The 25,087-nt window shown below is 71.2% G+C and carries 26 protein-coding genes and 1 tRNA gene; 13 read left to right on the forward strand and 14 right to left on the reverse strand.

The window, feature by feature from the left end:
* Window positions 1-182: 182 nt before the first annotated feature.
* A complete protein-coding gene (locus tag IE170_RS18220) occupies window positions 183-773 on the reverse strand; it encodes a TetR/AcrR family transcriptional regulator (protein ID WP_189810446.1) in 591 nt (196 codons plus the stop codon).
* Between the two features lie 153 nt (window positions 774-926).
* On the opposite strand from IE170_RS18220, the gene IE170_RS18225 reads away from it, so the two are divergent.
* The gene (locus IE170_RS18225) at window positions 927-4,217 is read left to right on the forward strand and encodes a S41 family peptidase (protein ID WP_189810447.1); all 3,291 of its coding nucleotides are present in this window, start codon (window positions 927-929) and stop codon (window positions 4,215-4,217) included.
* Between the two features lie 57 nt (window positions 4,218-4,274).
* Here IE170_RS18225 and IE170_RS18230 read toward each other — a convergent pair whose 3' ends face one another.
* The 3 genes from IE170_RS18230 to IE170_RS18240 are packed head-to-tail and all read right to left on the reverse strand — an operon-like array spanning window position 4,275 to window position 7,638.
* Window positions 4,275-5,168 (reverse strand): SDR family oxidoreductase, encoded by an 894-nt coding sequence (locus IE170_RS18230; RefSeq protein WP_189810448.1) that lies wholly within the window; start codon window positions 5,166-5,168, stop codon window positions 4,275-4,277.
* Window positions 5,165-6,112, reverse strand: coding sequence for an alpha/beta fold hydrolase (locus IE170_RS18235; RefSeq protein ID WP_189810449.1), 948 nt, complete (start codon window positions 6,110-6,112; stop codon window positions 5,165-5,167). Before IE170_RS18235 ends, IE170_RS18230 begins: the two co-directional genes overlap by 4 nt.
* Entirely contained in the window at window positions 6,109-7,638 is a 1,530-nt protein-coding gene (locus tag IE170_RS18240; RefSeq protein ID WP_189810450.1) for a flavin-containing monooxygenase, read from the reverse strand. Before IE170_RS18240 ends, IE170_RS18235 begins: the two co-directional genes overlap by 4 nt.
* A 136-nt stretch (window positions 7,639-7,774) precedes the next feature.
* Here IE170_RS18240 and IE170_RS18245 point away from each other — a divergent pair, with 136 nt between their 5' ends.
* Window positions 7,775-8,527, forward strand: a complete 753-nt coding sequence (locus IE170_RS18245; RefSeq protein ID WP_189810451.1) for a MerR family transcriptional regulator — start codon at window positions 7,775-7,777, stop codon at window positions 8,525-8,527.
* On the opposite strand, the gene IE170_RS18250 is transcribed toward IE170_RS18245, so the two are convergent.
* Window positions 8,506-9,312 carry an exodeoxyribonuclease III gene (locus IE170_RS18250; RefSeq protein WP_189810452.1) on the reverse strand — a complete coding sequence of 269 codons (807 nt, stop codon included), beginning with the start codon at window positions 9,310-9,312 and terminating at the stop codon, window positions 8,506-8,508. The two genes, IE170_RS18245 and IE170_RS18250, sit on opposite strands and share 22 nt — an antisense overlap.
* 38 nt (window positions 9,313-9,350) lie before the next feature.
* Here IE170_RS18250 and IE170_RS18255 point away from each other — a divergent pair, with 38 nt between their 5' ends.
* The gene (locus IE170_RS18255; RefSeq protein WP_189810453.1) at window positions 9,351-9,839 is read left to right on the forward strand and encodes a GNAT family N-acetyltransferase; all 489 of its coding nucleotides are present in this window, start codon (window positions 9,351-9,353) and stop codon (window positions 9,837-9,839) included.
* Window positions 9,840-9,891: 52 nt separating this feature from the next.
* Here the strand turns inward: IE170_RS18255 and IE170_RS18260 are convergent, their stop codons facing one another.
* Window positions 9,892-10,386 carry a hypothetical protein gene (locus IE170_RS18260; protein ID WP_189810454.1) on the reverse strand — a complete coding sequence of 165 codons (495 nt, stop codon included), beginning with the start codon at window positions 10,384-10,386 and terminating at the stop codon, window positions 9,892-9,894.
* A gap of 847 nt (window positions 10,387-11,233) precedes the next feature.
* On the opposite strand from IE170_RS18260, the gene IE170_RS18265 reads away from it, so the two are divergent.
* From IE170_RS18265 to IE170_RS18285, 5 genes are all read left to right on the forward strand, one after another.
* Window positions 11,234-11,839, forward strand: coding sequence for a DUF6461 domain-containing protein (locus tag IE170_RS18265; protein WP_223856729.1), 606 nt, complete (start codon window positions 11,234-11,236; stop codon window positions 11,837-11,839).
* A 287-nt stretch (window positions 11,840-12,126) separates the two neighbouring features.
* Window positions 12,127-12,432 (forward strand): hypothetical protein, encoded by a 306-nt coding sequence (locus tag IE170_RS32690; protein WP_223856728.1) that lies wholly within the window; start codon window positions 12,127-12,129, stop codon window positions 12,430-12,432.
* Between the two features lie 87 nt (window positions 12,433-12,519).
* Entirely contained in the window at window positions 12,520-13,182 is a 663-nt protein-coding gene (locus IE170_RS18275) for a hypothetical protein (protein ID WP_223856750.1), read from the forward strand.
* Window positions 13,179-13,835 carry a Fic family protein gene (locus IE170_RS18280; RefSeq protein WP_189810457.1) on the forward strand — a complete coding sequence of 219 codons (657 nt, stop codon included), beginning with the start codon at window positions 13,179-13,181 and terminating at the stop codon, window positions 13,833-13,835. Before IE170_RS18275 ends, IE170_RS18280 begins: the two co-directional genes overlap by 4 nt.
* Entirely contained in the window at window positions 13,832-14,227 is a 396-nt protein-coding gene (locus IE170_RS18285; RefSeq protein WP_189810458.1) for a DUF5958 family protein, read from the forward strand. The genes IE170_RS18280 and IE170_RS18285 overlap by 4 nt, the downstream gene beginning before the upstream one ends.
* Before the next feature lie 58 nt (window positions 14,228-14,285).
* Here the strand turns inward: IE170_RS18285 and IE170_RS18290 are convergent, their stop codons facing one another.
* From IE170_RS18290 to IE170_RS18300, 3 genes are all read right to left on the reverse strand, one after another.
* Window positions 14,286-14,960 carry a DUF4253 domain-containing protein gene (locus IE170_RS18290; RefSeq protein WP_223856727.1) on the reverse strand — a complete coding sequence of 225 codons (675 nt, stop codon included), beginning with the start codon at window positions 14,958-14,960 and terminating at the stop codon, window positions 14,286-14,288.
* A 155-nt stretch (window positions 14,961-15,115) separates the two neighbouring features.
* Window positions 15,116-15,520, reverse strand: a complete 405-nt coding sequence (locus tag IE170_RS18295; protein WP_189810460.1) for a hypothetical protein — start codon at window positions 15,518-15,520, stop codon at window positions 15,116-15,118.
* 90 nt (window positions 15,521-15,610) lie between these two features.
* A complete protein-coding gene (locus IE170_RS18300) occupies window positions 15,611-16,147 on the reverse strand; it encodes a DUF4240 domain-containing protein (protein WP_189810461.1) in 537 nt (178 codons plus the stop codon).
* A 77-nt stretch (window positions 16,148-16,224) separates the two neighbouring features.
* Here IE170_RS18300 and IE170_RS18305 point away from each other — a divergent pair, with 77 nt between their 5' ends.
* The 5 genes from IE170_RS18305 to IE170_RS18325 all read left to right on the forward strand — a co-directional run bounded on the left by IE170_RS18305 (window position 16,225) and on the right by IE170_RS18325 (window position 21,674).
* Window positions 16,225-16,776: a hypothetical protein gene (locus IE170_RS18305; protein ID WP_229884923.1), complete on the forward strand. Its 552-nt coding sequence runs from the start codon at window positions 16,225-16,227 to the stop codon at window positions 16,774-16,776.
* The gene (locus IE170_RS18310; protein ID WP_189810462.1) at window positions 16,766-17,269 is read left to right on the forward strand and encodes an SMI1/KNR4 family protein; all 504 of its coding nucleotides are present in this window, start codon (window positions 16,766-16,768) and stop codon (window positions 17,267-17,269) included. The genes IE170_RS18305 and IE170_RS18310 overlap by 11 nt, the downstream gene beginning before the upstream one ends.
* A gap of 475 nt (window positions 17,270-17,744) precedes the next feature.
* Entirely contained in the window at window positions 17,745-18,332 is a 588-nt protein-coding gene (locus tag IE170_RS18315) for a hypothetical protein (protein WP_189810463.1), read from the forward strand.
* Window positions 18,333-18,549: 217 nt separating this feature from the next.
* Window positions 18,550-19,857 carry a site-specific integrase gene (locus IE170_RS18320; RefSeq protein WP_223856726.1) on the forward strand — a complete coding sequence of 436 codons (1,308 nt, stop codon included), beginning with the start codon at window positions 18,550-18,552 and terminating at the stop codon, window positions 19,855-19,857.
* Between the two features lie 206 nt (window positions 19,858-20,063).
* Window positions 20,064-21,674, forward strand: a complete 1,611-nt coding sequence (locus tag IE170_RS18325; RefSeq protein ID WP_223856725.1) for a hypothetical protein — start codon at window positions 20,064-20,066, stop codon at window positions 21,672-21,674.
* Between the two features lie 235 nt (window positions 21,675-21,909).
* Here the strand turns inward: IE170_RS18325 and IE170_RS18330 are convergent.
* From IE170_RS18330 to moaC, 5 genes are all read right to left on the reverse strand, one after another.
* Window positions 21,910-21,983 (reverse strand) — tRNA-Ala (locus IE170_RS18330).
* A 73-nt stretch (window positions 21,984-22,056) separates the two neighbouring features.
* Window positions 22,057-23,061 carry a divisome protein SepX/GlpR gene (gene sepX, locus IE170_RS18335; protein WP_189810464.1) on the reverse strand — a complete coding sequence of 335 codons (1,005 nt, stop codon included), beginning with the start codon at window positions 23,059-23,061 and terminating at the stop codon, window positions 22,057-22,059.
* A 184-nt stretch (window positions 23,062-23,245) separates the two neighbouring features.
* On the reverse strand, window positions 23,246-23,878 hold the full coding sequence (locus IE170_RS18340; RefSeq protein ID WP_189810465.1) for a GNAT family N-acetyltransferase: 633 nt from the start codon (window positions 23,876-23,878) through the stop codon (window positions 23,246-23,248).
* Window positions 23,879-23,895: 17 nt separating this feature from the next.
* Window positions 23,896-24,411: a MogA/MoaB family molybdenum cofactor biosynthesis protein gene (locus IE170_RS18345; protein ID WP_189810529.1), complete on the reverse strand. Its 516-nt coding sequence runs from the start codon at window positions 24,409-24,411 to the stop codon at window positions 23,896-23,898.
* 83 nt (window positions 24,412-24,494) lie between these two features.
* A complete protein-coding gene (gene moaC, locus IE170_RS18350; RefSeq protein WP_114057896.1) occupies window positions 24,495-24,974 on the reverse strand; it encodes a cyclic pyranopterin monophosphate synthase MoaC in 480 nt (159 codons plus the stop codon).
* Window positions 24,975-25,087 lie beyond the last annotated feature (113 nt).

Genomic DNA, 25,087 nt, shown 5'->3' on the forward strand with positions numbered 1-25,087 from the left:
CTCCCGTTCGAGTCGTGGGATGGATCCGGGTGGATCAGGGCGTGGAGAGCCGGCCCGACGACGAGAGCGGCGTGTCAGGAGCAGCGTGGATCTGGTGCGGTGGAGCGTGCGCGGCGGGAGCCGCGCGGTGCATCTGTGCGGTTGTCTGCCGTACGGGGCCCGGGCGGGTCCCGCGCGGCGGCTCAGACGCCGAGGGCGGGGAACACCACGGCGTCGATGAACTCTCCGAGGAAGGCCCGGTCGACGGGACGGTCCTCGATCAGCGGGAGCGCGATGAACGCGCCCACGATGACGTGCGGCACGAACTCCAGGGCGGGGCAGTCCGGGGAGACCTCGCCCCGCTCGACGGCCCGTTGCAGCATCAGCTGCATGCCGTTGAGCTCCGGTTCGACCAGCAGGTCCCGCAGCGCCTTGTGGAGCTCCGGGCTCTCGTGGACGGCATGCGCCAGGCCCCGCAGCAGGGCGGTGTCCTTGGCCATCTGCGCGTCGTCCGAGTACTGGACCATGAGCCCGAAGTCCCCGCGCAGGCTGCCCGTGTCGATCTCCGCGAGGGGGACCGGCTGGGTGCAGCGAAGGGCCCGGGCGACCAGCTCCGGCTTGCTCCCCCACTGGCGGTAGAGGGTGGCCTTGCTGGACTTGGTGCGGGCGGCGACGGCGTCCATGGTCAGCGCCTCGTACCCGACCTCCCGGAGCAGGTCCAGGACCGCCCCGTGGAGTTCGGCCTCGCGCTCGGGGGTGATGCGGCTGCGCCGGGACGACACCTCGTCGGACATCGCTGGGCACCTCCCGTCGAACGAAACCGTTTCGTACACCGAAGACGATACCCCGTACGCAAGCGAAACGAAACCGTTCCGTTTCGCTTGTCGCCGTGGCCTGGATCACCTGTACGGGTTGCCGGGCCCCTTCCCCGCGGAAAACATGGGGACGTGAGCCACGACGTCGCGTACCTCCGCTATCCCCACCTCCACGACGACCTCCTGTGCTTCGCCGCCGAGGACGACCTGTGGGTCGCGCCGCTCGTCCCCGACGGCGCCTCTCCCGGCCGGGCCTGGCGCATCACGGTGGACCGCACCCGGATCGGCCACCCCCGCTTCTCCCCCGACGGCCGCCACATCGCCTTCACCACGTGGCGCAGCCTGGACCCCGAGGTCCACCTCGCCCCCGTCGAGGGCGGCCCGGCCCGCCGGCTCAGCCACTGGGGCGCCACCGACACCCGGGTCTGCGGCTGGACGCCGCCCGACAAGGACGGCCGCAGCGACATCCTCGCCGTCTCCTCGCACGGGCAGCCCTTCTCCCACTACGCGTGGGCGTACAGCCTGCCCACCGACGGCTCCCCCGGCGGACGGCTGCCCTGGGGCCCGGTCTCCGACATCGCCGTGCACGACGAGCCCGGAGCGGACGGCTCCGTCGAGCGGCGCACCCTGCTCCTGACCGGCAAGCCCCCGCACGAGCCGGCCGCCTGGAAGCGCTACCGCGGCGGTGCCACGGGCCGGCTCTGGCTGCACGGCAAGCGGCTGCTGGAGGACATCGGCGGCCACCTCGACGCGCCCATGTTCGTCGGCGGCCGCATCGCCTTCCTCTCCGACCACGAGGGCATCGGCAACCTCTACTCCTGCCTGCCCGACGGCACCGACCTGCGCCGGCACACCGACCACGAGGAGTTCTACGCCCGCCACGCCGCGAGCGACGGCTCCCGCGTCGTCTACCAGTGCGCCGGCGACCTGTGGCTCGTCGAGGACTTCGGCTCCGAGGGCGTGCCGCGGAAGCTGGAGGTCCGCCTCGGCGGCCCGCGGGCCGGCCGGCGCACCCACCAGGTGCCCGCCGCGCACCACGTCGACTCGCTGTCCGTCGACACCACCGGGCGGGCCAGCGCCGTCGTCGTCCGCGGCAGCCTGTACTGGCTCACCCACCGCGACGGCCCGGCCCGCACGATCGCCGACACGCCGGGGGTGCGGGTGCGGCTGCCGGAGATGCTCGGCACCGGCGGCCAGGTCGCGTACGTCACGGACGCCGAGGGCGAGGACGCCGTCGAGATCGCCTACCTGCCGCGCGCCTCGGGCGAGCGGGAGCCGCGCCGGCTGGCCTCCGGGAAGCTGGGGCGCGTACTGGAGCTGGTGGCCGACCCGGACGGGGAGCGCCTCGCCATCGCCTCGCACGACGGCCGGCTGCTGCTCCTCGACGCGACGGAGGAGTCGAACGGCGAGGTCACCGAGCTGGTCGCGTCCGTCAACGGGCCGGTCACCGACCTGGCGTTCTCCCCGGACGGGGCGTGGCTGGCCTGGTCGCACCCGGGCATCGGCCGGTCCCTGCGGCAGATCAAGATGGCCAGGATCTCCGGCCCGGGGCCGCGGACCGTCGTGGACGTGACGAACGGCCGCTTCGAGGACGACCACCCCGTCTTCACCCGCGACGGCCGCTACCTGGCGTTCCTGTCGTGGCGCGGCTTCGACCCGGTCTACGACGTGCACACCGGCGACCTGTCGTTCCCGCTGGGCTGCCGGCCCTACCTGGTGCCGCTGTCGTCGGCGACGCCGTCGCCGTTCGCGTTCACCCCCGACGGGCGGCCCGCGGCGGGCGGGCTCGACCCGGTGGAGGGCGAGTCCGGCGAGGGCGACGGCTCGGTGATGGTGGAGGTGGAGGGGCTGGAGAGCCGGGTGACGCCGTTCCCGGTGTCGGCGTCGAAGTACTCGGCGCTGCAGCCGGTCAGCGGCGGCGGGCTGGTGTGGCTGCGCTGGCCGATCTCGGGTGCCCTCGGCGAGACGTTCGCCAATCCGGCCGACACCAGCGGCAAGCCGACCCTGGAGCACTTCGACATCACGAAGGCCCGCAAGACCGAACTGGCCTCCGGGCTGGACTGGTTCGCGGTCAGCGGCGACGGCACCCGGCTCGTCGTCAACGACGACGGCGACCTGCGGGCCGTGCCCGCCACCGAGTCCGGCGACGGCGACTCCACCGTCTACCTCGACCTGCGCCGCATCCTGCACGAGGTGGACCCGCCCGCCGAGTGGCGGCAGGCCTACGAGGAGGCCGGGCGGCTGATCCGCGCCTACTTCTGGGACCCGAAGATGTGCGGGATCGACTGGGACGGCATCCTCACCCAGTACCGGCCGCTCGTCGAACGGGTCGCCTCCCCCGACGAGTTCGCCGACCTGCTGCGCGAGGTCCTCGGCGAGCTGGGCACCTCCCACGCGTACGTCTCCCCTTCCCGCCGCAACGAGGGCCCCCCGCACTACCAGCGCCCCATCGGCCTGCTCGGCGCCAACCTGGTGTGCCGGGACGGCAGCTGGACCGTCAAGCGGATCCTGCCCGGCGAGTCCTCCGACTCCAAGGCCCGCTCCCCGCTGGCCGGCACCGGCATCCGGGAGGGCGCCGTCCTCACGCACGTCGACGGCCGGCCCGTCGACCCGGTGGCCGGGCCGTACCCGCTGCTGGCGGCGGCCGGCGGCACCACCGTCGAGCTGACCTTCGAGCCGGCCGAGGGCGAGGGCCGCGCCCGCTGGGTGGCGGTGGTCCCGCTGATCGACGAGCGGCCGCTGCGCTACCAGGACTGGGTGTCCAAGCGGCGGGCGGTGGTCCGCGAGATCAGCGGCGGCCGCTGCGGCTACCTGCACATCCCCGACATGGGCGGCTCGGGCTGGGCGCAGTTCAACCGCGACCTGCGGATGGAGATGTCCCGGCCCGCGCTGATCGTGGACGTACGGGGCAACGCGGGCGGGCACATCAGCGAGCTGGTCGTCGAGAAGCTGACCCGCTCCATCCTCGGCTGGGACCTGACCCGCGACGCGCAGGCCGTCAGCTACGCCTCCAACGCGCCCCGCGGCCCGATCGTCGCACTGGCCGACGAGGCGACCTCCTCGGACGGCGACATGATCACGGCGGCGTTCAAGCTGCTGGGGCTGGGCCCGGTGGTGGGGCAGCGGACCTGGGGCGGAGTCGTCGGGATGACCGGCCGGCACGTCCTCGGCGACGGCACGGTCATCACGGTCCCGATGAACGCCGCCTGGTTCGAGGAGTACGGCTGGTCGGTGGAGAACCACGGCGTGGAGCCGGACTTCGCGATCCTGCGGACCCCGCTGGACTGGGCGGAGGGCCGGCACGCGCAGCTGGCGGACGCGGTGCACCTGGCGCTGGAGCTGCTGGAGGCGGAGCCGGCCGCGGTCCCGCCGGGCTACACGGACGTACCGGACCTGCGGCGGCCGAAGCTGCCGCCGCGGTAGCGCCCGCGGGCTCCGGCGGGCGGGCCCCGGGTGGTGGGGGCCCGCCCGGCGGCGCCGTCAGGGCGTGCCGGCGGCGCGGGTGCGCTCCCGCTCGTCGGCGGCCCCGCCCTCGCCGACCAGCCCCTTGGACACCCCGGCCAGGCGCGGTTCGAACCGCCGCACCTCCCGCTGCCCGCCGGCCGCGATCAGCGCCGGCAGGTGGCCCCGTACGCCCTGCATGCCGCGCAGCCACCACTGCGCGTACACGTGCGCCGAGCGGCGCTCGATGCCGGCGACGATCCGGTCGACGGCCGGGCCCAGCGGGTACGTGCGGTTCGCCGGCCAGGGCAGCCGCTGCCGCAGCTCGCGCATCACGCCGTCGCGGTCGGCGCCGCGCACCATGTCGGTGTCGGTCCACGACAGGTAGCCGACGCCCACCCGGACGCCCTTGTGGGCGACCTCGGCGCGCAGGCAGTGCGCGAACGCCTCCACGCCCGACTTGGAGGCGCAGTAGGCGCTCATCATGGGGGCCGGGGTGATCGCGGCGAGCGAGGCGATCTGCAGGAAGTAGCCCCGGCTGTCGGTGAGCAGGGGCAGGAAGGCCCGCGCGGTGACGGCCGACCCGACCAGGTTGACCTCGATGACCCGGCGCCAGGCGTCGGGGTCGGAGTCGGCGAAGGGCCCGCCCGCGGCCACGCCGGCGTTGGCGACGACGATGTCGGCCCGGCCGAAGCGCTCGCGGACCTCTCGGGCGACGCGGGCCATGGCCTCGTGGTCGGTGACGTCGGCGTGCCAGTGGGCGCTGTCGGTGTGCAGCCGCCCCGACACCTCCTTGAGGGCCTCCGGCTCCAGGCCGACCAGCGCCACCCGCGCGCCGCGCGCGGACAGCTTGCGGGCGAGCAGCTCGCCGACTCCGCGGGCCGCGCCGGTGACGACGGCGACCTGTCCCTGAAGGTTCCTGTGCGCGCTCACGGCGTCCTCTCCTCCTGCTGCTGCCGGGTTTCCTGCGGGTGGTCGGCGAGATGGCGGCGGGCCAGGTCGCGCACCGCGCCCGCCACGGCCTCGGGAGCTTCGACGGGCGTCATGTGCCCCATGCCGGCCAGTTCGATCAAGCCGACACAGCGGGGAAGCGCGGCGGCGAGTCTGCGGGCGTGCACGATCGGCGAGAGCCGGTCGGCGGTGCCGCCGAGGACGGCGGTGGGCGCGGTCAGCGCGGCGAGCTGCGCGTCCACGTCGAGTTCGGCGAGGACCCGGGACCAGCCGTGCCGGACGGCGGTGGGGCAGGCGTGCACGATACGGGCGCAGGCCTCGACCTTGTCGGGCGCGGAGCCGGGGCCCATCGTCGCGTACTTGAGCACCTGCCGGGCCGGCGGGGTGACCGGCCCGAGCGGGGCGCGGGAGCCGAGGAGGGCGCGGGTCAGCCGGGTGCGCAGGCGTCCGGGGCGCAGCGGTACGACGCGCGCCTCGGCGGCCAGGCGGGAGCTGCCCGTGCTGCACAGCAGGACGGCCGCGGCGTGCTCGTCGAGTTCGGGCCGGCCCGCCGCCGCCATGATGGTCATGCCGCCCATGGAGTGCCCGGCGAGGACGGCCCGCTCGCCGGGGGCGAGGGCCGCCCGCAGGACGGCCGCGAGGTCGTCGGCGAGGACGGTGGTGGAGTAGCGGGAGGTCGCCGGGGTGCGGCCGTGGCCGCGCTGGTCGTACGCGATGACCCGGTGGTCGGCGGCGAGGTCGCGGATCGGGGCGGCCCAGAAGGCGGTGGAGCAGGTCCAGCCGTGGGCGAGGACGACCGGCGGGGCGTCCGGGTCGCCGTGCTCCTCGACGTGCAGCCGGGCCCCGTCGGCGGATACCGCGACCAGCTCGCGGCGGGCGGCGGGCGGCGCGTACCGGCCCGCGGCGGCGTGCGTCAGCCGGCTCATGCGGCGGCCTCCCCGGCGGCGGCCGCGGCGGCCCGGGCGGGGGTGTCCTCGCGCGTGCCGCCTCGGGCGCGGAGGACCTCGTACTCGGCCATGTCGACGGTCTGCGTCAGCCGGCGGAACTCGCCGGTCGTTCCCGGCCAGACGGTGGTGTTGCGGCCCTGCGCGTCCAGGTACCAGCTGGTGCAGCCGCCGGTGTTCCACACCGTCCGCTCCATGCGCGCCTGGACCTGCCGGTTCCAGCGGCCCACGGCCGAGGGGCGGGCCGCGAGGGCGACCCGGCCGCCGAGGACGTCCAGCTGGCGCAGGTAGTCGGCCATGTAGTTCAGCTGCGACTCGATCATCAGGATCATCGAGCTGTTGCCGAGGCCCGTGTTGGGCCCGATGATCGTCATCCAGTTCGGGAAGCCGGCCGCGGTCGCGCCGCGCAGCGCCTGCATGCCGTCCTTCCAGTGGTCGGCGAGGGTGCGGCCCTCGGCGCCCACGACCCGGTCGGCGATCGGCATGTCGGTGACGTGGAAGCCGGTGCCGAAGACGATGGCGTCGGCCTCGGCCTCGGTGCCGTCGGCGGCGACGAGGACGCTGCCGCGGACCTCCTCCAGCCCGGAGGCGACGAGGTCGACGTGGGGCCTGGCGAGCGCCGGGTAGTAGTCGCTGGAGAGCAGGATCCGCTTGCAGCCGATCCGGTAGGAGGGGGTCAGCTTCGCCGCCAGCTCCGGGTCCTTGATGGAGCGGGCGATGTTCGCCTTGGCGAGGGACTCGATCAGGCCGAGCCGGTTCGGGTGCCTGGTGAACGCGCTGACCTGGAGCTCCCGGATGCCCCACAGCAGTCCGCGGCGCGCCGCCCGCGTGAACGGCAGCTGCCGGTGCAGCCAGCGCTCGGCGGCCGTGATGGCGCGGTCGGTGCGCGGCATCACCCACGGCGGGGTGCGCTGGAAGAGGGTCAGCCGCTGCACGTCGGGGGCGATGGCGGGGACGATCTGGATGGCGGAGGCGCCGGTGCCGACGACGGCGACGCGCTTGCCGCGCAGGTCGTAGTCGTGGTCCCAGCGAGCGGAGTGGAAGACCTTCCCGGGGAACCCGGCGAGGCCGGGCACCTCCGGCAGCTTCGGCTCGGAGAGCGGGCCGGTCGCGGAGACGACGACGTCGGCGGTGAGGGCGCCGCCGGAGGTCTCGATCGCCCAGTGCAGCCGCTCGGCGTCCCAGCGCATCGACTGCACCTCGTGGCGCAGCCGGATGTGGGGGCGCAGCCCGAAGGTGTCGGCGACGCGCTCCAGGTAGGCCCGGATGTGGGGCTGCCCGGAGAAGGTGCGCGGCCAGTCCGGGTTGGGCGCGAAGGAGAAGGAGTACAGGTGTGAGGGGACGTCGCAGGCGCAGCCGGGGTAGCTGTTGTCCCGCCAGGTCCCGCCGACGGAGTCGGCGCGTTCCAGGACGGTGAAGTCCGTGATCCCCTCGCGGCGCAGCCGGACGGCGGCTCCCAGCCCGCCGAACCCCGCCCCGATGACCGCCACCCGCACGTGCTCGCCCATGCCGCCTCCCAGCCGCCGCACCGTCGCGCCACACTGCCAGCAATCACTGGCACAATCGGGAGGGTAGAGCAGCACCGTACCGAGGGGTAGGGGTCGCACCCGGAAAGTTACTGCGGGTACGCCATAGGCTTCGGCCGTGGCAGAGAGGGAAGCGGGGACGACGTTGCGCGAATACCGTACGGAGGAACTGGCCGAGGCCGCCGGCATCCCCGTCCGCACCCTGCGCTTCTACCGCGAGCGCAGGCTCCTGCCGCCGCCGCGCCGCGAGGGCCGCATCGCCTGGTACGACGAGCACCACCTGGCCCGGCTGCGCACCATCGCCGCCCTGCTGGAGCGCGGCCACACCCTCGGCGGGATCGCCGAGCTGACGGCCGCGTTCGAGCGGGGGCGGGACGTCGGCCAGCTCGGCGAGCTGCTCGGCATCGGCTGGTCGGAGGAGACCCCGGTCCGGCTGACCCCGGAGGCGCTCGCCGACTACTTCGAGGGCGAGGTCACCCCGGAGAACCTGGCGGCCTCCCTCGACCTCGGCTACGTCGCCACGGACGGCGACGAGATCGTCCACGTCAGCCGCCGCCTCCTCGACGTCTCCTCGGCCCTGGTCCGCGAGGGCGTCCCGCTCGCGGCGGTCCTGGAGACGGGCCGCCGGGTGCGCGCGCACGCGGACGCCCTGGCCGTGCTGTTCGCCGGGCTGGTCGCGGAGCACCTGCCGGACGACCCCGAGGCGGTCGTGCGGCTGCGGCCGCTCGCGAAGAGCGTGGTCGAGGCGGAGCTGTCGATGGCGATGGACCGCCTGCGGGCGGGAACGGGACAGGCGGAGGCGGGGCCGGCGGAGGCGGGGCCGGCGGGCGAGGACGGGCCCCCTCGGGCTCAGACGGCGCCGAGCCCGTAGACCACCGTCACCGGCGCGTGGTCGGACCACCGCTCCGGGTGCGTCTCGGCCCGCTCCACCCACGCCTTCACGGCCCGGTCCGCCAGTCCGGGCGTGGCCACCTGGAGGTCGATGCGCCACCCGGCGTCGTTGTCGAAGGCCCGGCCGCGGTAGGACCACCACGAGTACGGGCCCTCCGTGTCGGGGTGCAGCGCGCGCACCACGTCCACGTACCCGGCCTCCGCGTAGACCCTGCCGAGCCACTCCCGCTCCTCGGGCAGGAAGCCGGCGCTCTTGCGGTTGGTCCGCCAGTTCTTCAGGTCGGCCTCGCGGTGGCAGATGTTCCAGTCGCCGCACACGACGACCTCCCGCCCGTCCGCCGCGGCCCGCTCCCTCAGTCCGGCCAGGTAGGGCAGGAACGCCTCCATGAACCGGTACTTCTCGTCCTGCTTCTCCGTCCCCGCCTCCCCGGAGGGCAGGTACAGGCTCGCGACGGTCACTCCCGGCAGGTCGGCCTCCAGGTAGCGCCCGGACGCGTCGAACTCGGTGCTGCCGAAGCCGACCTGCACCCGCTCCGGCTCCCGCCGCGTGTACAGCGCGACCCCGGCCCGTCCCTTCGCGGCGGCCGGCGCGAAGACCGTGTGCCAGCCCTCGGGCTTGCGGACCTCCAGCGGGATCTGCTCCTCCTCCGCACGGACCTCCTGGAGGCACACCACGTCGGCGTCCGACCCGGCCAGCCACGGGGAGAACCCCTTCTTGGCGGCGGCGCGGATCCCATTCACGTTCACGGAGGTCACGGTCAGCATCCCAGCACCATAGCCCGACCGTTCCGTACGATGTCCGGATGTCTCACGGGATAGAGATCCGCACCGTGCCGTACGACCACCCGGACGCGGTGAAACTCAACGACGAGGTCCAGCTCGAGTACCAGGAGCGCTACCAGGGCGACGGCGACGCCACGTACCTGGACCCGGCGATGTTCGCCCCGCCGAACGGCCTGTACCTCCTGGCGTACGACGCGGGCACCCCGGTCGCCAGCGGCGGCTGGCGCCGCCAGGACGAGAACGCGGAGGGCTACTCGGACGGCGACGCCGAGCTGAAGCGCATGTACGTCGTCCCGAGCGCCCGCGGCCGGGGCCTTGCCCGCCGCCTCCTCGCAGAGCTGGAGGCCGACGCCCGCGCCGCCGGCCGCGTCCGCATGGTGCTGGAGACCGGCGACAAGCAGCCCGAGGCGATCGCCCTGTACCTGTCGGAGGGGTACGCGATGACGGCCAAGTTCGGCTACTACCGGGAGTACGAGTCCAGCCGCTGCATGGCCAAGCCCCTCTCCTGACGCCCGCCCTCCCCCGGCCCCGCCCCGGCCGACGGCCGGGGCGGGGCCGGGGTCATCCCGTCCGGAGCCGGAGCCGGAAGTCCGGGCAGACGTCCGGGTCCGGGTCGTCGTAGACGAACGTGCGCTTCGCATCGATGCCGATGGAGAGCCTGTCGAGGGTGTCGCCCCGCATGACGCCCTCCGGCTCGGCGAAGCTCAGGAGGAGCGTGGTCCGGTCCCGGCCGCTGCCCGCCGGCTCCACCACCCAGGTACCGGACCCGCTGAAGGCCTTGCCGAGGTGGGCGTGGAAGGAGCTGTCGCCCGTCGGCCAGTTCTCCACGGTGAAGCTGCCGCCCTGGGCCGTCCCCGGGGTGAGGGCCAGCGCCAGGCGGACGCCCTTCGCCTCCAGCTCACCGTCGAACGTCCCCGCCAGCTGCGCCGCACCCGCGGTGTCCGCGGCCTCCGGGACGCACCGCTCGAACGCGTCGGAGCCGCAGCCGGTGAGCAGCCCGGCCACGGCGGCGAGCGCCGCCACGCCTGCCGCCACCCGCACCCTGCGCCGGTACATCGGTCACTTCCCTTCCGCGGGGACGCGCTCGGTCCACGTGATCTTCTGGTCGATCGTGGAGAACCCGCCTTCCTCCCGGTTGAAGTTCTCCAGCCAGTCGGCCATGTACGCAATTCCCCCTATGCGAACGCAAGCACGCGAACATCAAAGCCAGCCCACCCTGGCCCAGCCCACGAACCCCCCGCCCCCATCCCTCAACCCGTTTGCAAACACCACCCCGCCCACAACACACCGCGCGAACACCCTCGCGACGAGTGACCACTCCGAAGCCCAAACCACCGAAGTCCCTCCCCAAGCCGCACAAATGACGCACCATCGACTCTGTCCCCGACTGGCTGCTGCCGACCCGGTTCGACAGCGAGGAGCCGATGAGCCCGGCACCAGAGCGTCGAGGGCGGCAGGAGCGACCGAGAAGGCTTGGTGCCTGCCCTGGATCAACTGGGGTCCCGGCAGCCCCGCGTTGCAGAGAGGGCAGCCGGCCCGAACGTGGAGCTGGGCGCTCTGGGGCGGGCCGCCCTTCCGGACCTCGTCCCCGAGGACGTGGCGTCCGCAATCGCAGCGGAGCGATACCGGCGGCAGGTCCCCACACCGCTCGACCACAAGGGGCGGCTCCGCCGACCCGAACCCCGAAACGCCGGAATCCCGCCCGATCTTTCGATCGGGCGGGATTCCCTGACGTTCGCGAGAGCTACTCGCGGACTGTCGTTTGTGGGGTGTTCACGAGTACGCCTGACCAGGAACTTCAAGGGCGCATGAAGATCGCTTCCCAATCCGGCGGAGATCGTTTCCCACCCCGCCGACGACCGGGCACCATCCACTGTCAGACGCAGGGGCAAGGATGGGCGGCATGACGAAGACCGCAGCGGACTACACATGGTTCGAGGACGACTTTCCCGACATCGCCGAGGCGTACTGCTTCACCCTGGTGCGGGATCTGCCGCCTGCTGAGCTGATGTCCCGGCTCGAAGGACGACCGGAGACACCCCTGCAGGGCATAGCCGCAGTCATCGACGCAACCTTCGCCCAGTACGACCGGGAGGACGGGAACCGGCAGCTGGTCGCCATGACGACTGTGGGTACCTGGACCCTGCTGATCGAGCCCAACGGCTACCTCGGGGTCACCGAAGAACAAGCGCTGCCGGCCTCCGCCGGAACGAGCTGGATCTCCCACTTCAGCAACATCAACGCCGTCGGCACGTTCCTCTGGGCAGAGGACCAGGTGCTGCGGCTGTGCTTCGACCCCATGCTCCCGGAGCGCCGGCGGGGCACCGCACCGGACGAACTCCTCGACGTCATGCGACGGATCGGCTTCCATCTCGACGTAGAGGATCCGGAACCGGACTTCCCCCACCAGGCGGCGTTCGCTCTGGCAGAACACCTGACCGGTGTCGCCATCACTCCCGCGCTGCTACAGGAGACGACGTTCACCTGCGCCACAGTAAAGATCCGCTGACCGCCCCTCGTTGTCAGAGGTCGCCTCTATCGTGCGGGCAACGATGATGGGGAGGAACAGCAATGGGGTTTTCGGGTGAGTTGGTCTTCGGTCGCAGTGAGCGTCCACTGATCGAGGCCCCAGTCTTCGGCGGTGCGCAAGAGGACGACGAGGGTGGCATAACCGCTTGGTGGCCACGGCCAGGTGGGTGGCAGATGTGGCAGTTCCACGGGACCTTGCCCGACGGGGCCGAGGACGTCCTGCGAGCCGTAGTCGAGTGGACAGGGGCTCCGGCTTGTGTGGCGTCCGTGCACGACAGTGACGTCGCGTTGGTGTCGGGGCTGGCGCCTGGTGGCGACGAGTGGGACGTGTGGCTGAATCTCCGCATCGCGGCAGAGATGTTGGACCGTCCGCTGGCCGAGTTGGACGCCTCTGTACCTGCCGGCGCCCGCCATGCCCTGTCCTGGGCTCGGTCTGCAGGGGTCGGTGACGGCGCGGACGCGACCGTGATCGAGAAGGTCCTGCGGTCTCACGAGATCTTCGTGGAAGAGCTCTTCGACGCGTTTCTGGATCGCTTGGGATTTCCTGCGGCAGTTGATCCTGAGGCAAGCTGAGCGAGGACCGCCTCGTCTTGCCGGAGTCCGCTCGATAGTGGCTGGAGTTGCAGCGGCTACACACGGCAGAGTGGCGTGGTGACTGAGATGTGGGCGCACACGCTGACCTGGACGGAAGTGGATCCGTCACGGCATCCGTTCGAGCTTGACGAGGATGCGACGAAAGCGCTGGCCGATCTTGTCAGCGTCTTGTTGCCCAGCCCCGAGGTCGCCGAAGAAGATCGCCTGCGCTCGCTGGAGCCGGTCACCAGGTTTCTGGTTGACAGGTACGGCCGCTGGGCGTGTGGGTGGAACTGGTCGGTAGGAGAGGGCGACACCGATGGTGGGGTGGTCGGCGCTTGGTGCTGCACGTCCCATTCCGTGACGACGGCGGCCGAGACGGCCTCTCTTGTTGTCGCCGGCCTGCTTGAGTGGCGTGACTGGTTGGAGGATCTGGCGGAGCGCTTTGCCGCGCTGGCGCCTCCGTCGCACTCGACGGGGGCCGCGGCGGATCCCTGGCATTGGGAGCGGGCCTGCACGCGGCTGGTCACCGTGGTGGCCGACCGAACGCAGGCCGAGAGCGGCTGGTACGGACACTGTGAGCAGGTGCTCGGCTGGTTCCTCGCCTACAACGGCGTCGATGAGGAGCGAGCCAGCGAGATTGCGGAGGGTGCGATCGGCGGCCGCTTCGGCAGTTGGATCGCGCCGGACGCCACGGTGGTCGACGCGGTGAGTTCTAAGTTCGCCCGGGCCATGGGCGAGACCGGATGACGTTCGCCCCCGACCACTCGAAGGACGCCCTCGCCGACTGGCTGCGCATCCGTCCACAGATCTCATGGCCGTGTTGGAGCAGTGTCCACCGCAGCAATCGAGCACCGCATCGAGACGCCTTCCGGGACTTCTTCAACGCGACCCGTGGCAGCCGCGACACCGAGGGAACCACGAGGGTCCTGGCAGCCCTCGATCTGGCCCTGACTGATGCGAAGAGGGGCGATCGGTTGACGTTCGCTCTCATGGCCGACTGGCAGCAGACCGTGTTGGGCGAGGGCGTGGCCGCCTTCCGTACGGTGCCGGCTTTCTCCAAGAGAGGGCGAGAACGCTACGGCATCGCACCGGGCACGCGGGCGTGGTTCGAGCAGTGCCTGTCCGAGAGCACTCAACCGGACCTGCCGCTCCCCTCACGCGCCGCACGAACCTACCTCGACATCCTCTTCTTCCACCCGTTCGAAGACGGCAACGCCCGCGCGGCGATGCTGGCGCTGGCCTTCGTCCTGGCCCGCGAAGGAGTGGCGATCGACCAGGTGCACCCGCTACAGACCACCCGCTGGGCCGACGACGCCGAGGGAGCGGCCGATCTGGCGGTGCTGCTCGGCATCCTGATCACCGCGGCGGAGCACCGCCTGTCCCACGGGAGGCAGTCATGAGCGAACGCGACATCCTGCTCAACGAGCTCGCGCAGGGGCTGCGCCCGATATCAGAGGGCATCGAATGGTTCGACGGCCTCGGCCAGGAAGAGCAGGCCCAGACTCTACGGTTCCTGGTTCACCACTGCACCCAGGCGCGCGCAGTCCCCGAAGACGGACCGGAGAGCATCCGCCGTGCCGGGCTGCGCCCGACGCATACGCCCGCAGTGCTGATCTCACGAGGCCGGATCGACGAGCAGCTGGGAAAGATCGCCGGTCTCGCACCTCTCGACGAACGCCGCAAGGCGTTCAGGCTGCTGATCGCGGTGCTCACGATTGCCGACGCACGGCGCCGCGAGCGCTTCTGCTCCAACGGCTGCAGTCACTGGTGGCACAGACTGTCCGCCGCCTGAGGCTCCGGCACCGCACCCCTGAGGCCAGTTCCCAGTTGAGCGTTTTCTGCGGACAGGATCAGTCCCACCAGAAGTCCCAGCGGTGGGCGTCGGTGATCCGCTCGGCGTATGCGGGCAGTGCGTACGGACTGCTGCCCTGCCAGATGTTGTCCGGGCAGAAGGCGAAGTGCTCGGCCGCCATCAGGAGAGCCTCGTGCTCGCCCGCAGGCGGCGCGGCGACACTGAGGTGCAGCGTGGAGAACCCGACCGCGACGACACGGGCGCCGAACCGGCGCTCCCAGTCGCGGACGACCGCGGAGAACTTCGCGGTGTCGTTGTCGTAGTTGCAGGGGCCGGCCCAGCCTGCGGCTGTCAGCGCCTCGGCACCGGATGCTGCGGCGACGAGCCCCAGACGCGTCTGGGGGCGGTCAGCGAGGAACGCCTGCGCGAACCCGGCGGCCAGTTGATCAGGGTTCGTTGTCGTCTCCCGACTGGGCGCGAGACCGGGCCAGGTCTGCCCGAAGGGAGCCGTGACGGCGAGGCGCCTGCCTGCGTCGAGCATGTCGTCTTCGTCGACCGCTGTGTAGGTATCCCACCACCGGGCGAGGAGGCCGGCAGAGTCGTGGCTCGCCGGGGAGGACATCTGCTCGGGAAAGACCTCTCCGGATCCCCACGGGCGGAATTCGCCGTCGTTCGGGTCCAGCGAGTCGAGCAGCAGCGGCCACAGGCCGGAACGTGTGTGTTCGGCGTGCATTCGCGTCCACAGCTCGATCGCGGCCGGCCCGTCACTGAGCCATAGGGGTTGTACATCTCCGTCGCCCTCATCGGACGTGACCATCCGGCCGGGCGGAAGGTCCAATCGGGTTTCGGGGTGCATGGGGTGGATGCCGGCGCTGTGACCGGGAGGTATCACTGAGAGGGTCCCATCACTCGATCGCGGAACTGCTGGAAAGCGTGCCAGCCCGACGTCTGCGCCGGAGTGATCAGGTCCCCTTCGGCGCAGTCGAGCGCCTTGCACCGCAGAGCCTCGGTGAGACGGAGGACAGGCGTCAGCACGTCGTCGCCGGAGCCCCGGATGTGGAGCATGACGGAGTCCACCGGGTCTTCTGAGCCGATGTTGAGCTCGATGGACCACGTGGGGCCGGAAAGTTCGCCCCACGCGGGGTCCGAGAGATCAACGTCGGGAACGGCCTGGGTGACTGCCGCGAGTACGTCGTGTCGTCGGCCGAGCGGGTCCGGGGTGTAGTCGGCGGGGATCTCCTGCACCGAGGTGACGTCGTCGGGCAGGCGAAGGAGGATCACGTCCCAGCTCATGATGGCCTTCCGGATAGGACTCGAGTAGCGGTTGCGGTGGGGCAGTCCAGGCTGGGCTCTGTCGGAATCACGGGATGCTGCCGACTGCTGTCAGTACGAATACAGCGCGGTCAAGGCGGGGAGCCTGCGAGCCATCTCTTCACGGTCGTCAAAATTGAAGTTCCAGGCAGGGGCCAGGTCCGGGTACCGGATGGTGAAGGCGTCGGCGGGAAGTTCCTGGCCGGTGGCTTTCTGGTGTGCGTTCCAGGCGATGCTCAGCATGTCTTCGCAGTCGAGGTCGATACCCTCAGCCGCGGCGGCGCGGACGTGGGGGAGTTCGGCAAGTGCGTCGGGGTCTGCAAGGACACGCTCGAATGTCGTACGTCCTTGTGCGATCAGCCAGCCGCGGAAGTAGTCGAAGCCGTCGTCCGAGCAGCCGCCGTTGACGACATAGGCGGCGGCCCACAGCGGGTTCTGGTAGGAGTCGGCCATGAGATCCCACAGGGTCTGCTGCGCCGCGGTGATCTCTTGGGCTGGGCGGCGAGCAAGCAACGCGGAGGCACGGTCGGCGATATCGGAACCGTCCCTGGTATCAGGTACGTGTTCACGGGCTTTCTCGATCAATGTCCAGAAGTGCTCCTTGTTCATGGCCGCGAGCATGCCACCACGTACTGACATCGGCTCCCGGCACGGTGCCTGTCAGAGGGCACGGCTACCGTGCTGGCGTGCCGAACTCATATACGACGTTGTGGACCAACGACTTGTGCCGAGAGCTTGAGCGGTCCGGCTATACCGGTCAGCGGCTGACGATGCTGTTCGGCGGGCCGCACCAGTCGCTGCCGAGTTTCCAGCGCGCGGGAGTGCAGCCTGGCGACCGCATCTACCCCGTGAGCGTCCACCGCACCCGCCTCCATGTGCTGGGGATGCTGGAGGTAGCCCGCATCGTTCCCTACGAGAACGTCGGCTCGACGCTTCCCGATGACGACTACGTGAAGTTGCTGGACTGGCGCCCGCTCAAGGGTGGATGTGTCACTGAAGTGCTCGTCGGACCGCCAGGTGCCCCACTCACGTTCGACACGGTCGTCCCGGGGGACCTCCTGGAACGGCTGACGTTCACATCTCGTCGTGGCGAGCGCCTGCTCAAGTACGTCGACGACGGACGGCTGATCCGCTCGGTGAGCCTCCAGGGCATCTACCGCCTCGCCGCCGACTCCGCCGAGGAGCTTGACCAGCTGGTTCGCCACGACGGCCCGAGCGGAGGAGCCGATGAAGTTTGATGAAATCACGGCGTCCTTCTGGAGCGGACACACCTACGGTGTCCAGCCCACCTTGACCCAGGCGACCGTCACCGAAGCGGAGCGAGTCCTCGGGCTGCGACTCCCCGAATCGCTGCTCGACCTCCTGCGTGTGCAAAACGGCGGCGGTGTCACGGCCGACCGGGATGCCTTTCCGACCATTCAGCCAACCTCGTGGAGCGAGGACCACATCCCGTTCACCGAGTTGATGGGGATCGGCACCGGCGGGCACGGCTTGTCGCTGTTGGACACGCCGTATCTGGTGGAGGAGTGGGGACTGCCGTCTCCAGTCGTGCTGTTGTCCGGTGACGGCCACTACTGGATCGGGCTCGACTACCGAGCCTGTGACGAGTCGGCGGAACCTTCGGTGACATGGTTCGACACCGACTCCGGCGCAGAACTGCCGCTCGCGGCAGACTTCCGGACATTCGTGGAGGGCCTTCAGCCTATGGTCTGGTTCGGCGACCAGCCGTAGATTCGTTCCGTTCGCCTGCCCGTCGCGGATCCTCCTGGACCAGCCGCTCTCCCGGCTCCAGCAGGCAGCTCCCGTGCCGATGCCGTGTCGCTCGTGGCAGCCCTGCTCCGTGACGACCGAGAAGGCTTGGTACCTGCGCTGGACCGCCTGGGCTCCTGGCTGCCTCGCGTTGCAGAGAAGGCAGCCAGCCCGAGCGTGGATCTTCAGAGTCCGGGACTGGCCGTCCTTCCGGACCTCGTCCTCGAAGACGTGGCGTCAGGAATCGCAGTAGAGCGTGATCTGCCATAACCCTTAACGACGTTAAGAGTTACGACTGGCATCGCAGACACGCAGGTCAGGGGTGCCAGACATCAGGCTCATGCTCCGCTGTACCTCAACTGCCAGACTTCATTGGCCATTTGGCTGCCGGGCACGACTGGCATTCCCTACGATGACTGCCGTTGTCCTGTCGCACGGGAGCGCCGAGGAGGGGCGGATGGACTTCACAGGGGCGGGCGAGCCGGATGCGGCTCCCGGGTTGCGGACGGCTGTTGGGATCTACTCCGGCAAGACTGATCGGACGCTGGCGCGGATCTCGGAGCTCGAAGCAGAGCTCGCGGACCTCCGAGTCGAGGCGGCAAAGTACGCGAGCACTCGCGATCAGCTGAGCGAAGCTCTCGCCGAGCTCCTCGCGGGTCGCTCGGCGCCGTCCGAGGACGATCAAAGCTTCCAGCAGGAAGCTGACGCGGAGGACGAGGACGGCGATGCGTCCGCCGACGACGAGTCGGAACCGAGCAAGCCGCCAGAGGAGACGCGTGCCAGGCAGAGCGGGCCTTCACGGTCGCCGTCCGGGCAGTTGATGCAGGCGGTCGAGCAGATCCTCGTGGGCGCCGGACGGCCGATGAAGGTCAAGGACATCACAGAGGCCCTCGGGCGCCCGACCAAGGGCGACGAAGGGCGGGCGCCCATCGAGACGACCCGCCGGACCTGCAAGCGGCTAGTGAAGAACGACCGTGCCGTGGAGCACCCGATTGGCACCTTCGCCGCCCGCCGGGTCACGGAACCGCAGGGAGGGGACGCCTGACGCCGCCGCCCCGAACATGAGACGTCCCCTCCTCCCATTGCGGGGAGAAGGGGACGGATTCCGTTGAGCTTGGACCCTCTTCGGAACCAGTGACGTGGACCCTCGTAGTGGCTCACGCATCCCCGAGGCTAGAGCAATCCGCCCCGCCTCGGGGGCGCGTGGCCTATTTCGTCGTTCCCTGGGACGGGTTTCCCTGGGGACGGGAAGGCCGATTTTGATGCGTACTGCGCATTCCGTCCCGCGGGTACAGCGGGACGGCGAGGAAATCTTCCAGGCGGGCAACGGTGACGACGTCCGGCCAGCATCGGCCGGCGAGCAGGTCGGCAATGGCCTGCCGGCTGACCCCGGATCCGGTGGAGACCTGCCGCAGGCTTCGCTTCTCGCGCTCCAGGGCGAGCGCGAGCGCGCGGGCGATGGCCTGGACGACTCTGGCGGCAACGTCGTCGACGGCGGAGTGGGGCCAGGATTCCGGATCGCGGGCAAGGCCTCTCGGCGCGGTCTTGCGGGCCAAACCTCCGACCATGTCGATGCACTCCTTTCCGTGAAGATCGCCTTCGACGTCTTCACTGGCTGCTTGTCCAGCCGGTTCTGTTGGTCTGTGACACTGAGTTCGGAGGTCTCCAGCAAGATCCGTGACTACCGGCCCCGGCTGCCGTATCGGCAGTGGGCGCCGGTCGCAGAGCTGGTGAGAGCCACCGTGACGGCGACAGCTCCGGCCACCTGCTACGCGGCGGAGCACCTGCTGCACGTGATCGGCCGGATCGCGGTCTGGGCGGACCGACGCGGGTTGCCGCGCGACCCGGGAACCTGGCTGCGGACCGAGACGATCGACGCCTTCATCCTGTCGGGCTGCGTTGCGGCGAAGGACTCGACGGTGCTGACCTACCGGACCTGGCTGCGGCGGGCACGGGAAGCTCTGGTGTGGGTCCAGCGCGGGGAGGCCCCTCCGGCTCGGCTTTCCTCGCCCCGTACGCCTCAGCCGCCTTATGGCGCCGGGGAGTTGGCTCGCCTGCGGGATTGGGCGAATCATCTGCCGGACCAGGCTCGACTCGACGGCCTCGCGCTCATGGCGCTCGGAGCCGGGTGTGGCCTGACGCCGGGCGAGGTCCCTCCCATGCGAGGCAGTCACGTTCGCGTGACCTCTGGTGGGGTCGCAGTGCTTAAGGAGAAGCTCCTCGGCCGGCTCGTGGCGTGCCACTCCGATTGGGAAGGCACTCTGGCCGAGCTGGCAGAGAGCTCCGCAAACGGATTTCTCTTCAGGCCGGGACGGAAGGTCGCGGCAGCCAAGAACCTCGTCTCGTCCTGGCCTGCCCGCCATCGGCCCCATGCGGGTCTGCCGCCGCTCTCCGCTCGGCGGTTGCGGTCGACATGGATCGTCGGCCGGCTTTCCGAGGGCATCAGTCCGGAGGCGGTCGCTTCCGCCGCGGGCATGGCCTCCCCTGCCGGTTTGGCGGGCTACCACCACTGGGTGCCCCCACTACCCAGGGCGGAGGTGATCCGATTGCTGCGCGGCCGCCGCTCGTGAGGGCGCGGCCTGAAGCCGACCAGCTGGCCGCCCGCCATGCGCGGCCACGTCTGCGGCCTGGACGGCTCACCGAGATCCCCGACTCCAAGGTCGGCCAGCTGCTGACCGTCCTCGACCGCTCTGGTCTGCCCCAACAGTTGGAGGACATGCTGCGAGGTCGCCCCGGGCCACCAGGCGTGCAGCCTAGGACCGTACTGGCCGGCCTGATGCTCGCCGTGTACTACACGGGCCGAGCCACAGTCTCCGACGCCTGGCGGATCCTGCACTTCCGCCTCCAACCCACAGCTCGTGCCTGGCTCGGCATCCCCGAGATGCCGCCGTCCACGGCACGCGCGTGCATAGCTGCCAGTCGTCGTCTCTACCGAGGACTGGACCGGATCACCACCATGCTCGACCCGGCACGCTGCGACCGGCGCCGGCGCCTCACCCAAGCGGAGGCTGACATCCACTCCGCTGTCTGGGATGAGGCTGCCGGCCGCGCCGCCGCGAACCGGCTCCAACGACTGGCGAACGATCTCGTACTGGCCCCGGTCCGGCTGGCACAGCAACGCGGATACCTGCGGCACTGGGCCGGTGACGTGGGAGTGGACGCCACCTCGATCCCGGTTCTGGCCAACCCTGACAGCGACCGCTCGGGCACGGCCTCCGTCGAGATCACCGCTGGCTGGCACTTCAGCGGCGGCTCCGACAAGGGCACCTTTGGCTACAGCGCGAGCCTGCTCGTCGCCGCCCATTCCCGCTCCGGCGAGGGGGCCGCGAAGGGCCGCCGGGCGCCCTCCTACCCGCAGCTCTGCCTCGGCCTCGGCCTGGACACTCCGACCGTCCGTACGGGCGAGAACGCGGTCACCGTGCTGAAGCACCTCGCCGAGCTTCGATTGCCGACAGGTACCTGTGCCGCAGATCGCGCCTACACCGGCTGCTCGCCGGAGAAATTCCAGATCCCCGTACGCCGACTCGGCTACCGCCTCGCCCTGGACTACAAGGCGGCCGACCGTGGCATCCAGGGCAGCTGGCAGGGAGCTGTACTGATCGACGGCTCCCTCGCTTGCCCGCACATCCCCAACGCCCTGGCTCAGGCCACTCACGGCATGGACGACAAGGCCTTCCGCCGACGGCTCGATGAAGTGAAGCCGGTGGTCGCCGAGCGGCTGCCCTACTTCCTCAAGCTCAAGCAGAACGCCGACGCCCGAGGAACCACGCGTCTCCAGTGCCCGGCGGCCGGCCCGTCCCCTTCGGTGAACTGTCCACGCCGAGAACGCCTCCGTCCTGCACGACCGACCGCCTCTGGCCCGCCTCAGAGCGTGATCAAGCTGGCGGATCGCCGCTCCCGCGCCAGCCATACCTCGGCTCGCCCCACCATCCAGCTTCCTGACAGGGAGTGGACGGACCCTCCCGGCAAGGATGCTCTGCCGGCTGTCTGTGGGGCATCCGCGATCAGCGTCCCCGCCGACGCGGCCGGAGACCTGAGGATCGCAAAGTTCCGACAGGACAGCCACTACCTCAGCCCCGCCTGGGACCGGATCTACAAGCCGATCCGCTCCCACAACGAGGGCCTCAACGGTCGCCTCAAGGGCACCTACATGGACATCGGCAACCCCATGCACCGCCGAGCACCCGGCCAGGTTGCCCAGACGATCCTGATCGCGATCATGGTGGCCGTCGGGAACCTGGACATCCTGGAAACCTGGCTCTACGAGCGCACTGGCAGCCGACTCTCCGACGCCGACTTCGACTCCATTCCGGCTCCGCCAGATCGCGACCGGCCGCACGTCCCCACGCCACTCGACAAAGGGCGACATCCGCCGGCCAATCTCTGATCGAGCTGCGACACAGCCACACATCACGACCACCAGCCCCGGGCGACCGGGGCCGGTTCGCATGCCCTGGCAACGGCCAGGCGTCTGCCCAGCAACCCGCCAGACCCGATACGCCGGCATCCATCACCCCGAACAGGCATCGAACGACCCCCGAAACGACGAAGATCCCGCCCGATCTTTCGATCGGACGGGATCTCGTCAACGTCCTTGAGAGCTACTCAAGAACAGTCGTTTGTGGACCTGTGGGGATTTGAACCCCAGACCCCCTCGATGCGAACGAGGTGCGCTACCAGACTGCGCCACAGGCCCTTGCGACGTGTGAAACATTAGCACCCCCGCGTCGCAGCACCAAAATCCGTTCCCGGAGGCGGTGCTGCGGGTGTCATTCGTTGGCTGCGCGGGGGCGGTCGTCGCTTTCGTACTGGTCGAACAGGGGGGTGCGGCCGCGGGGGCGCGGGGGCTGGGGGGCGGCCGGCTCGGGCTTGGGTGCGGCCGGCTGGGCGCGCAGGCGCGGGTCCGTCGGCTCGGCGGTGCTGGAGCGGGCCGCGCTCCACGCGTCCGGGGCGGCCGGGCCGGTGGCGCGGGGGGCGACGGGGGCCGTCACGTACGTCGGCAGCGGCACGGGGACGGGCTCCCAGCTCTCGCCGCGGGCCGGCCCGCGCTCCCGCTCGCGCTGCTGGTCCACCCACTCGGCGTGGTCGGTCTGCTCGACGAGCGCGCGACGGCCCGCCTCCTGCGGGGAGACGGGCGGTGCGGGCTCGGCGAGAGGGTCGGCGCCGGGGGGCTCCTCGGGTTCGCGGCGGCGCTGGCGGCTCTCGCGCAGCTGCCGGGCCGCGGCTTCGGCGCGCCGCCGGTCCATTGTGAACTCGTAGCGCCGGCGCTCCTGGGCGCGGAGGTACGCGATGTACACGCTGAGCAGGATCGCCGGCCCGGCCGGCGCCCAGAGGTAGGCGACGCCGCCGACGGCGGCGACGATCGCGCCGAGGGTGAAGACCAGGAAGAGCAGCGCGGTGGTGCGGCGGCGGCGGGCGAGCACCTGGAGGCGCTGTTCGCGCCGGTGCCGCTCGGCCACGGCCGACCGCGGCTCGGTCCTGGTCGGGGGCACGCCGACGGCCCGGGCGTCGGCGTCCACGGAATTCACCGTTTCCGTCGCGGCGTCCGGATCCGCGTGGTACTGGGGCTCCGCCTCCTGGGCACCGCGTTCACGCAGCCCCTTGGCGTAACGGCGCTCCATTCCCGCCCGGCCGGAAAGCAGCCGAATGGCGGTGGAGAAGCGTTCCGTCGGACGGGCCTCGTTCAGCTCGTCCTGCCTCCGGAGCCACATGGGCACCAAGTAGGCGGCCCAGGCCCCCACGATGACTGCGTAGATGAGGCCGCTGCTGCTCACACCCCCCACGGTAGAGGGAGGCGGGCGGGCGGATCCGCCAATTGGACCGGTGTGTCGCACGAACTGGCTGATATCACCGACTTTTTTTGTGACTCTTCGGATCAGGATATGGGTGAACCGGTTCCGAGAGGTGGATAATCCGAACGGATATTCGAATTATCAATCCGGGTGGGGCGGAACCTGTTTACGAAGCCGCCGGGCCTGGCCCCGTTCCCGTCCCGTTCCGCTGCCCCCGCGTGCGGTGCCAGCGCGCCAGGAGTCCCTCCGGGATCTCCTCCGCCGTGAGCGCGTACACCAGGTGGTCGCGCCATGCGCCGTCGATGTGCAGGTAGCGGGGGCGCAGCCCCTCCTCCCGGAAGCCGAGCTTCTCGACCACGCGCCGGCTCGGCCCGTTCTCGGGGCGGATGCACACCTCGATGCGGTGCAGGCCGACCCTGCGGAAGCAGTGGTCCACGGCCAGGGCGACCGCCGTGGGCATGACGCCCCGCCCGGCGACCTCGCGGTCCACCCAGTAGCCGACGTGGCCGGCGCACATGGAGCCCCAGGTGATCCCGGCGACCGTCAGCTGCCCGACGAGCCGGCCCTCGTACTCGACGACGAAGGGGAGCATCCGCCCCGCGTTCGCCTCGGCCCGCAGGTGGCGGACCATCTGCCGGTACGTGGGGCGCTCGACGACCGGCCCCCACGGCGCGGGCGGCGGGATCGTCGCCTCCCAGGGCCGCAGCCATTCGCGGTTGCGCCGGTTGACCTCGCGCCAGGCGCTGTGGTCGCGCTGCCGTATCGGCCGCAGCGTGACGCCGCCGTCGGCCAGCACCACCGGCCAAGTGGGGCCGTTCAGCTCGGGCTCCCCGCCGGCCGGGGGTGGTCGCCGCCGCGGAGCTGGTCCACGGCGTGCGGGAGGATGCGGGCGAGGACGGCGAGGCCGTCGCGCACGCCGCCCGTCGAGCCCGGCAGGTTCACGATCAGGGTGCGGCCGGCGACGCCCGCCAGTCCGCGCGAGAGGGCCGCCGTCGGCACCTTGGCCATGCCCTCGGCGCGGATCGCCTGCGGGATGCCGGGCACCTCGTAGTCCAGTACGCGGGCGGTCGCGTCCGGCGTGCGGTCGGTCGGCGAGATGCCGGTGCCGCCGGTGGTGAGGATGACGTCGTACCCGGCGGCGACGCCCTCGCGCAGCGCCTGCTCGACGGGGTCCCCGTCCGGGACGACCCGCGGGCCGTCGACCGCGAAGCCGAGCGCCGTCAGCCCCTCGGCCAGCAGCGGGCCGCCCTTGTCCGCGTACACGCCGGCGGAGGCCCGGTTGGAGGCCGTCACGACGAGCCCGCGCGGGGCTGCGGCCTGCGGGGCCGGCACGGCCTCACCGCCGCCCGCATCCGCATCCGCACCGGCACCCCCGGCGTGGCTGTGGCTGTACGCGTCGCCGCCGCGCGGGGCGTTCACGCGCGCCTCCAGTCGCCCGACTTGCCGCCCGTCTTCTCCTCGACGCGGACGTCGGTGATGACGGCGCCCTTGTCGACCGCCTTCACCATGTCGACGACGGTCAGCCCGGCGACCGCGACGGCCGTCAGCGCCTCCATCTCCACTCCCGTCCGGTCCGCCGTCTTCACCGTCGCGAGGATCTCGACGGCGTCGTCGGCGACGGACAGCTCGACCTTGACGCCCGAGACGGCCAGCGGGTGGCAGAGCGGGATCAGGTCGGGCGTCTTCTTCGCCCCCATGATCCCGGCGATCCGCGCGGTGGCGAGGGCGTCGCCCTTCGGTACGCCCTCCCCGCGCAGCAGCCCGACCACCTGCGGGGAGACGAGCACGCGCCCGCTGGCGCGCGCCGTCCGCGTCGTGACGTCCTTCTCCGAGACGTCCACCATCCGGGCCGCTCCGGCCTCGTCGATGTGCGTCAGCCTGTCCTGCGTGTTCATGGGTCCGTGCCGCTCCCGCTCCCGGGCCCCGAGGGGGCCTGTGTGGTGCAACACGCTACCCGCACCCGCCGCCGCGCGGCCGCCCCGGGGCGCGGGTGCGGGGCCCGCGGGCG

The sequence above is a fragment of the Streptomyces toxytricini genome (assembly GCF_014649915.1).
Lineage (GTDB): Bacteria > Actinomycetota > Actinomycetes > Streptomycetales > Streptomycetaceae > Streptomyces > Streptomyces toxytricini.

What these genes read in the sequence shown, in the direction of transcription:
- IE170_RS18295 (WP_189810460.1), bottom strand. Translation starts at nt 15,520, where the DNA reads ATGAGCTGGGACGTGATCCTCCTTCGCCTGCCCGACGACGTCACCTCG.
- IE170_RS18250 (WP_189810452.1), bottom strand. Translation starts at nt 9,312, where the DNA reads ATGCTGACCGTGACCTCCGTGAACGTGAATGGGATCCGCGCCGCCGCC.
- IE170_RS18310 (WP_189810462.1), top strand. Translation starts at nt 16,766, where the DNA reads ATGAAGTTTGATGAAATCACGGCGTCCTTCTGGAGCGGACACACCTAC.
- moaC (WP_114057896.1), bottom strand. Translation starts at nt 24,974, where the DNA reads ATGAACACGCAGGACAGGCTGACGCACATCGACGAGGCCGGAGCGGCC.
- IE170_RS18240 (WP_189810450.1), bottom strand. Translation starts at nt 7,638, where the DNA reads ATGGGCGAGCACGTGCGGGTGGCGGTCATCGGGGCGGGGTTCGGCGGG.
- IE170_RS18275 (WP_223856750.1), top strand. Translation starts at nt 12,520, where the DNA reads ATGTGGGCGCACACGCTGACCTGGACGGAAGTGGATCCGTCACGGCAT.
- IE170_RS18265 (WP_223856729.1), top strand. Translation starts at nt 11,234, where the DNA reads ATGACGAAGACCGCAGCGGACTACACATGGTTCGAGGACGACTTTCCC.
- IE170_RS18290 (WP_223856727.1), bottom strand. Translation starts at nt 14,960, where the DNA reads ATGCACGCCGAACACACACGTTCCGGCCTGTGGCCGCTGCTGCTCGAC.
- IE170_RS18325 (WP_223856725.1), top strand. Translation starts at nt 20,064, where the DNA reads ATGCTCGCCGTGTACTACACGGGCCGAGCCACAGTCTCCGACGCCTGG.
- IE170_RS18260 (WP_189810454.1), bottom strand. Translation starts at nt 10,386, where the DNA reads ATGTACCGGCGCAGGGTGCGGGTGGCGGCAGGCGTGGCGGCGCTCGCC.
- IE170_RS18315 (WP_189810463.1), top strand. Translation starts at nt 17,745, where the DNA reads ATGGACTTCACAGGGGCGGGCGAGCCGGATGCGGCTCCCGGGTTGCGG.
- IE170_RS18220 (WP_189810446.1), bottom strand. Translation starts at nt 773, where the DNA reads ATGTCCGACGAGGTGTCGTCCCGGCGCAGCCGCATCACCCCCGAGCGC.
- IE170_RS18255 (WP_189810453.1), top strand. Translation starts at nt 9,351, where the DNA reads ATGTCTCACGGGATAGAGATCCGCACCGTGCCGTACGACCACCCGGAC.
- IE170_RS18285 (WP_189810458.1), top strand. Translation starts at nt 13,832, where the DNA reads ATGAGCGAACGCGACATCCTGCTCAACGAGCTCGCGCAGGGGCTGCGC.
- IE170_RS18235 (WP_189810449.1), bottom strand. Translation starts at nt 6,112, where the DNA reads ATGAGCCGGCTGACGCACGCCGCCGCGGGCCGGTACGCGCCGCCCGCC.
- IE170_RS18280 (WP_189810457.1), top strand. Translation starts at nt 13,179, where the DNA reads ATGACGTTCGCCCCCGACCACTCGAAGGACGCCCTCGCCGACTGGCTG.
- IE170_RS18320 (WP_223856726.1), top strand. Translation starts at nt 18,550, where the DNA reads ATGCGTACTGCGCATTCCGTCCCGCGGGTACAGCGGGACGGCGAGGAA.
- IE170_RS18300 (WP_189810461.1), bottom strand. Translation starts at nt 16,147, where the DNA reads ATGAACAAGGAGCACTTCTGGACATTGATCGAGAAAGCCCGTGAACAC.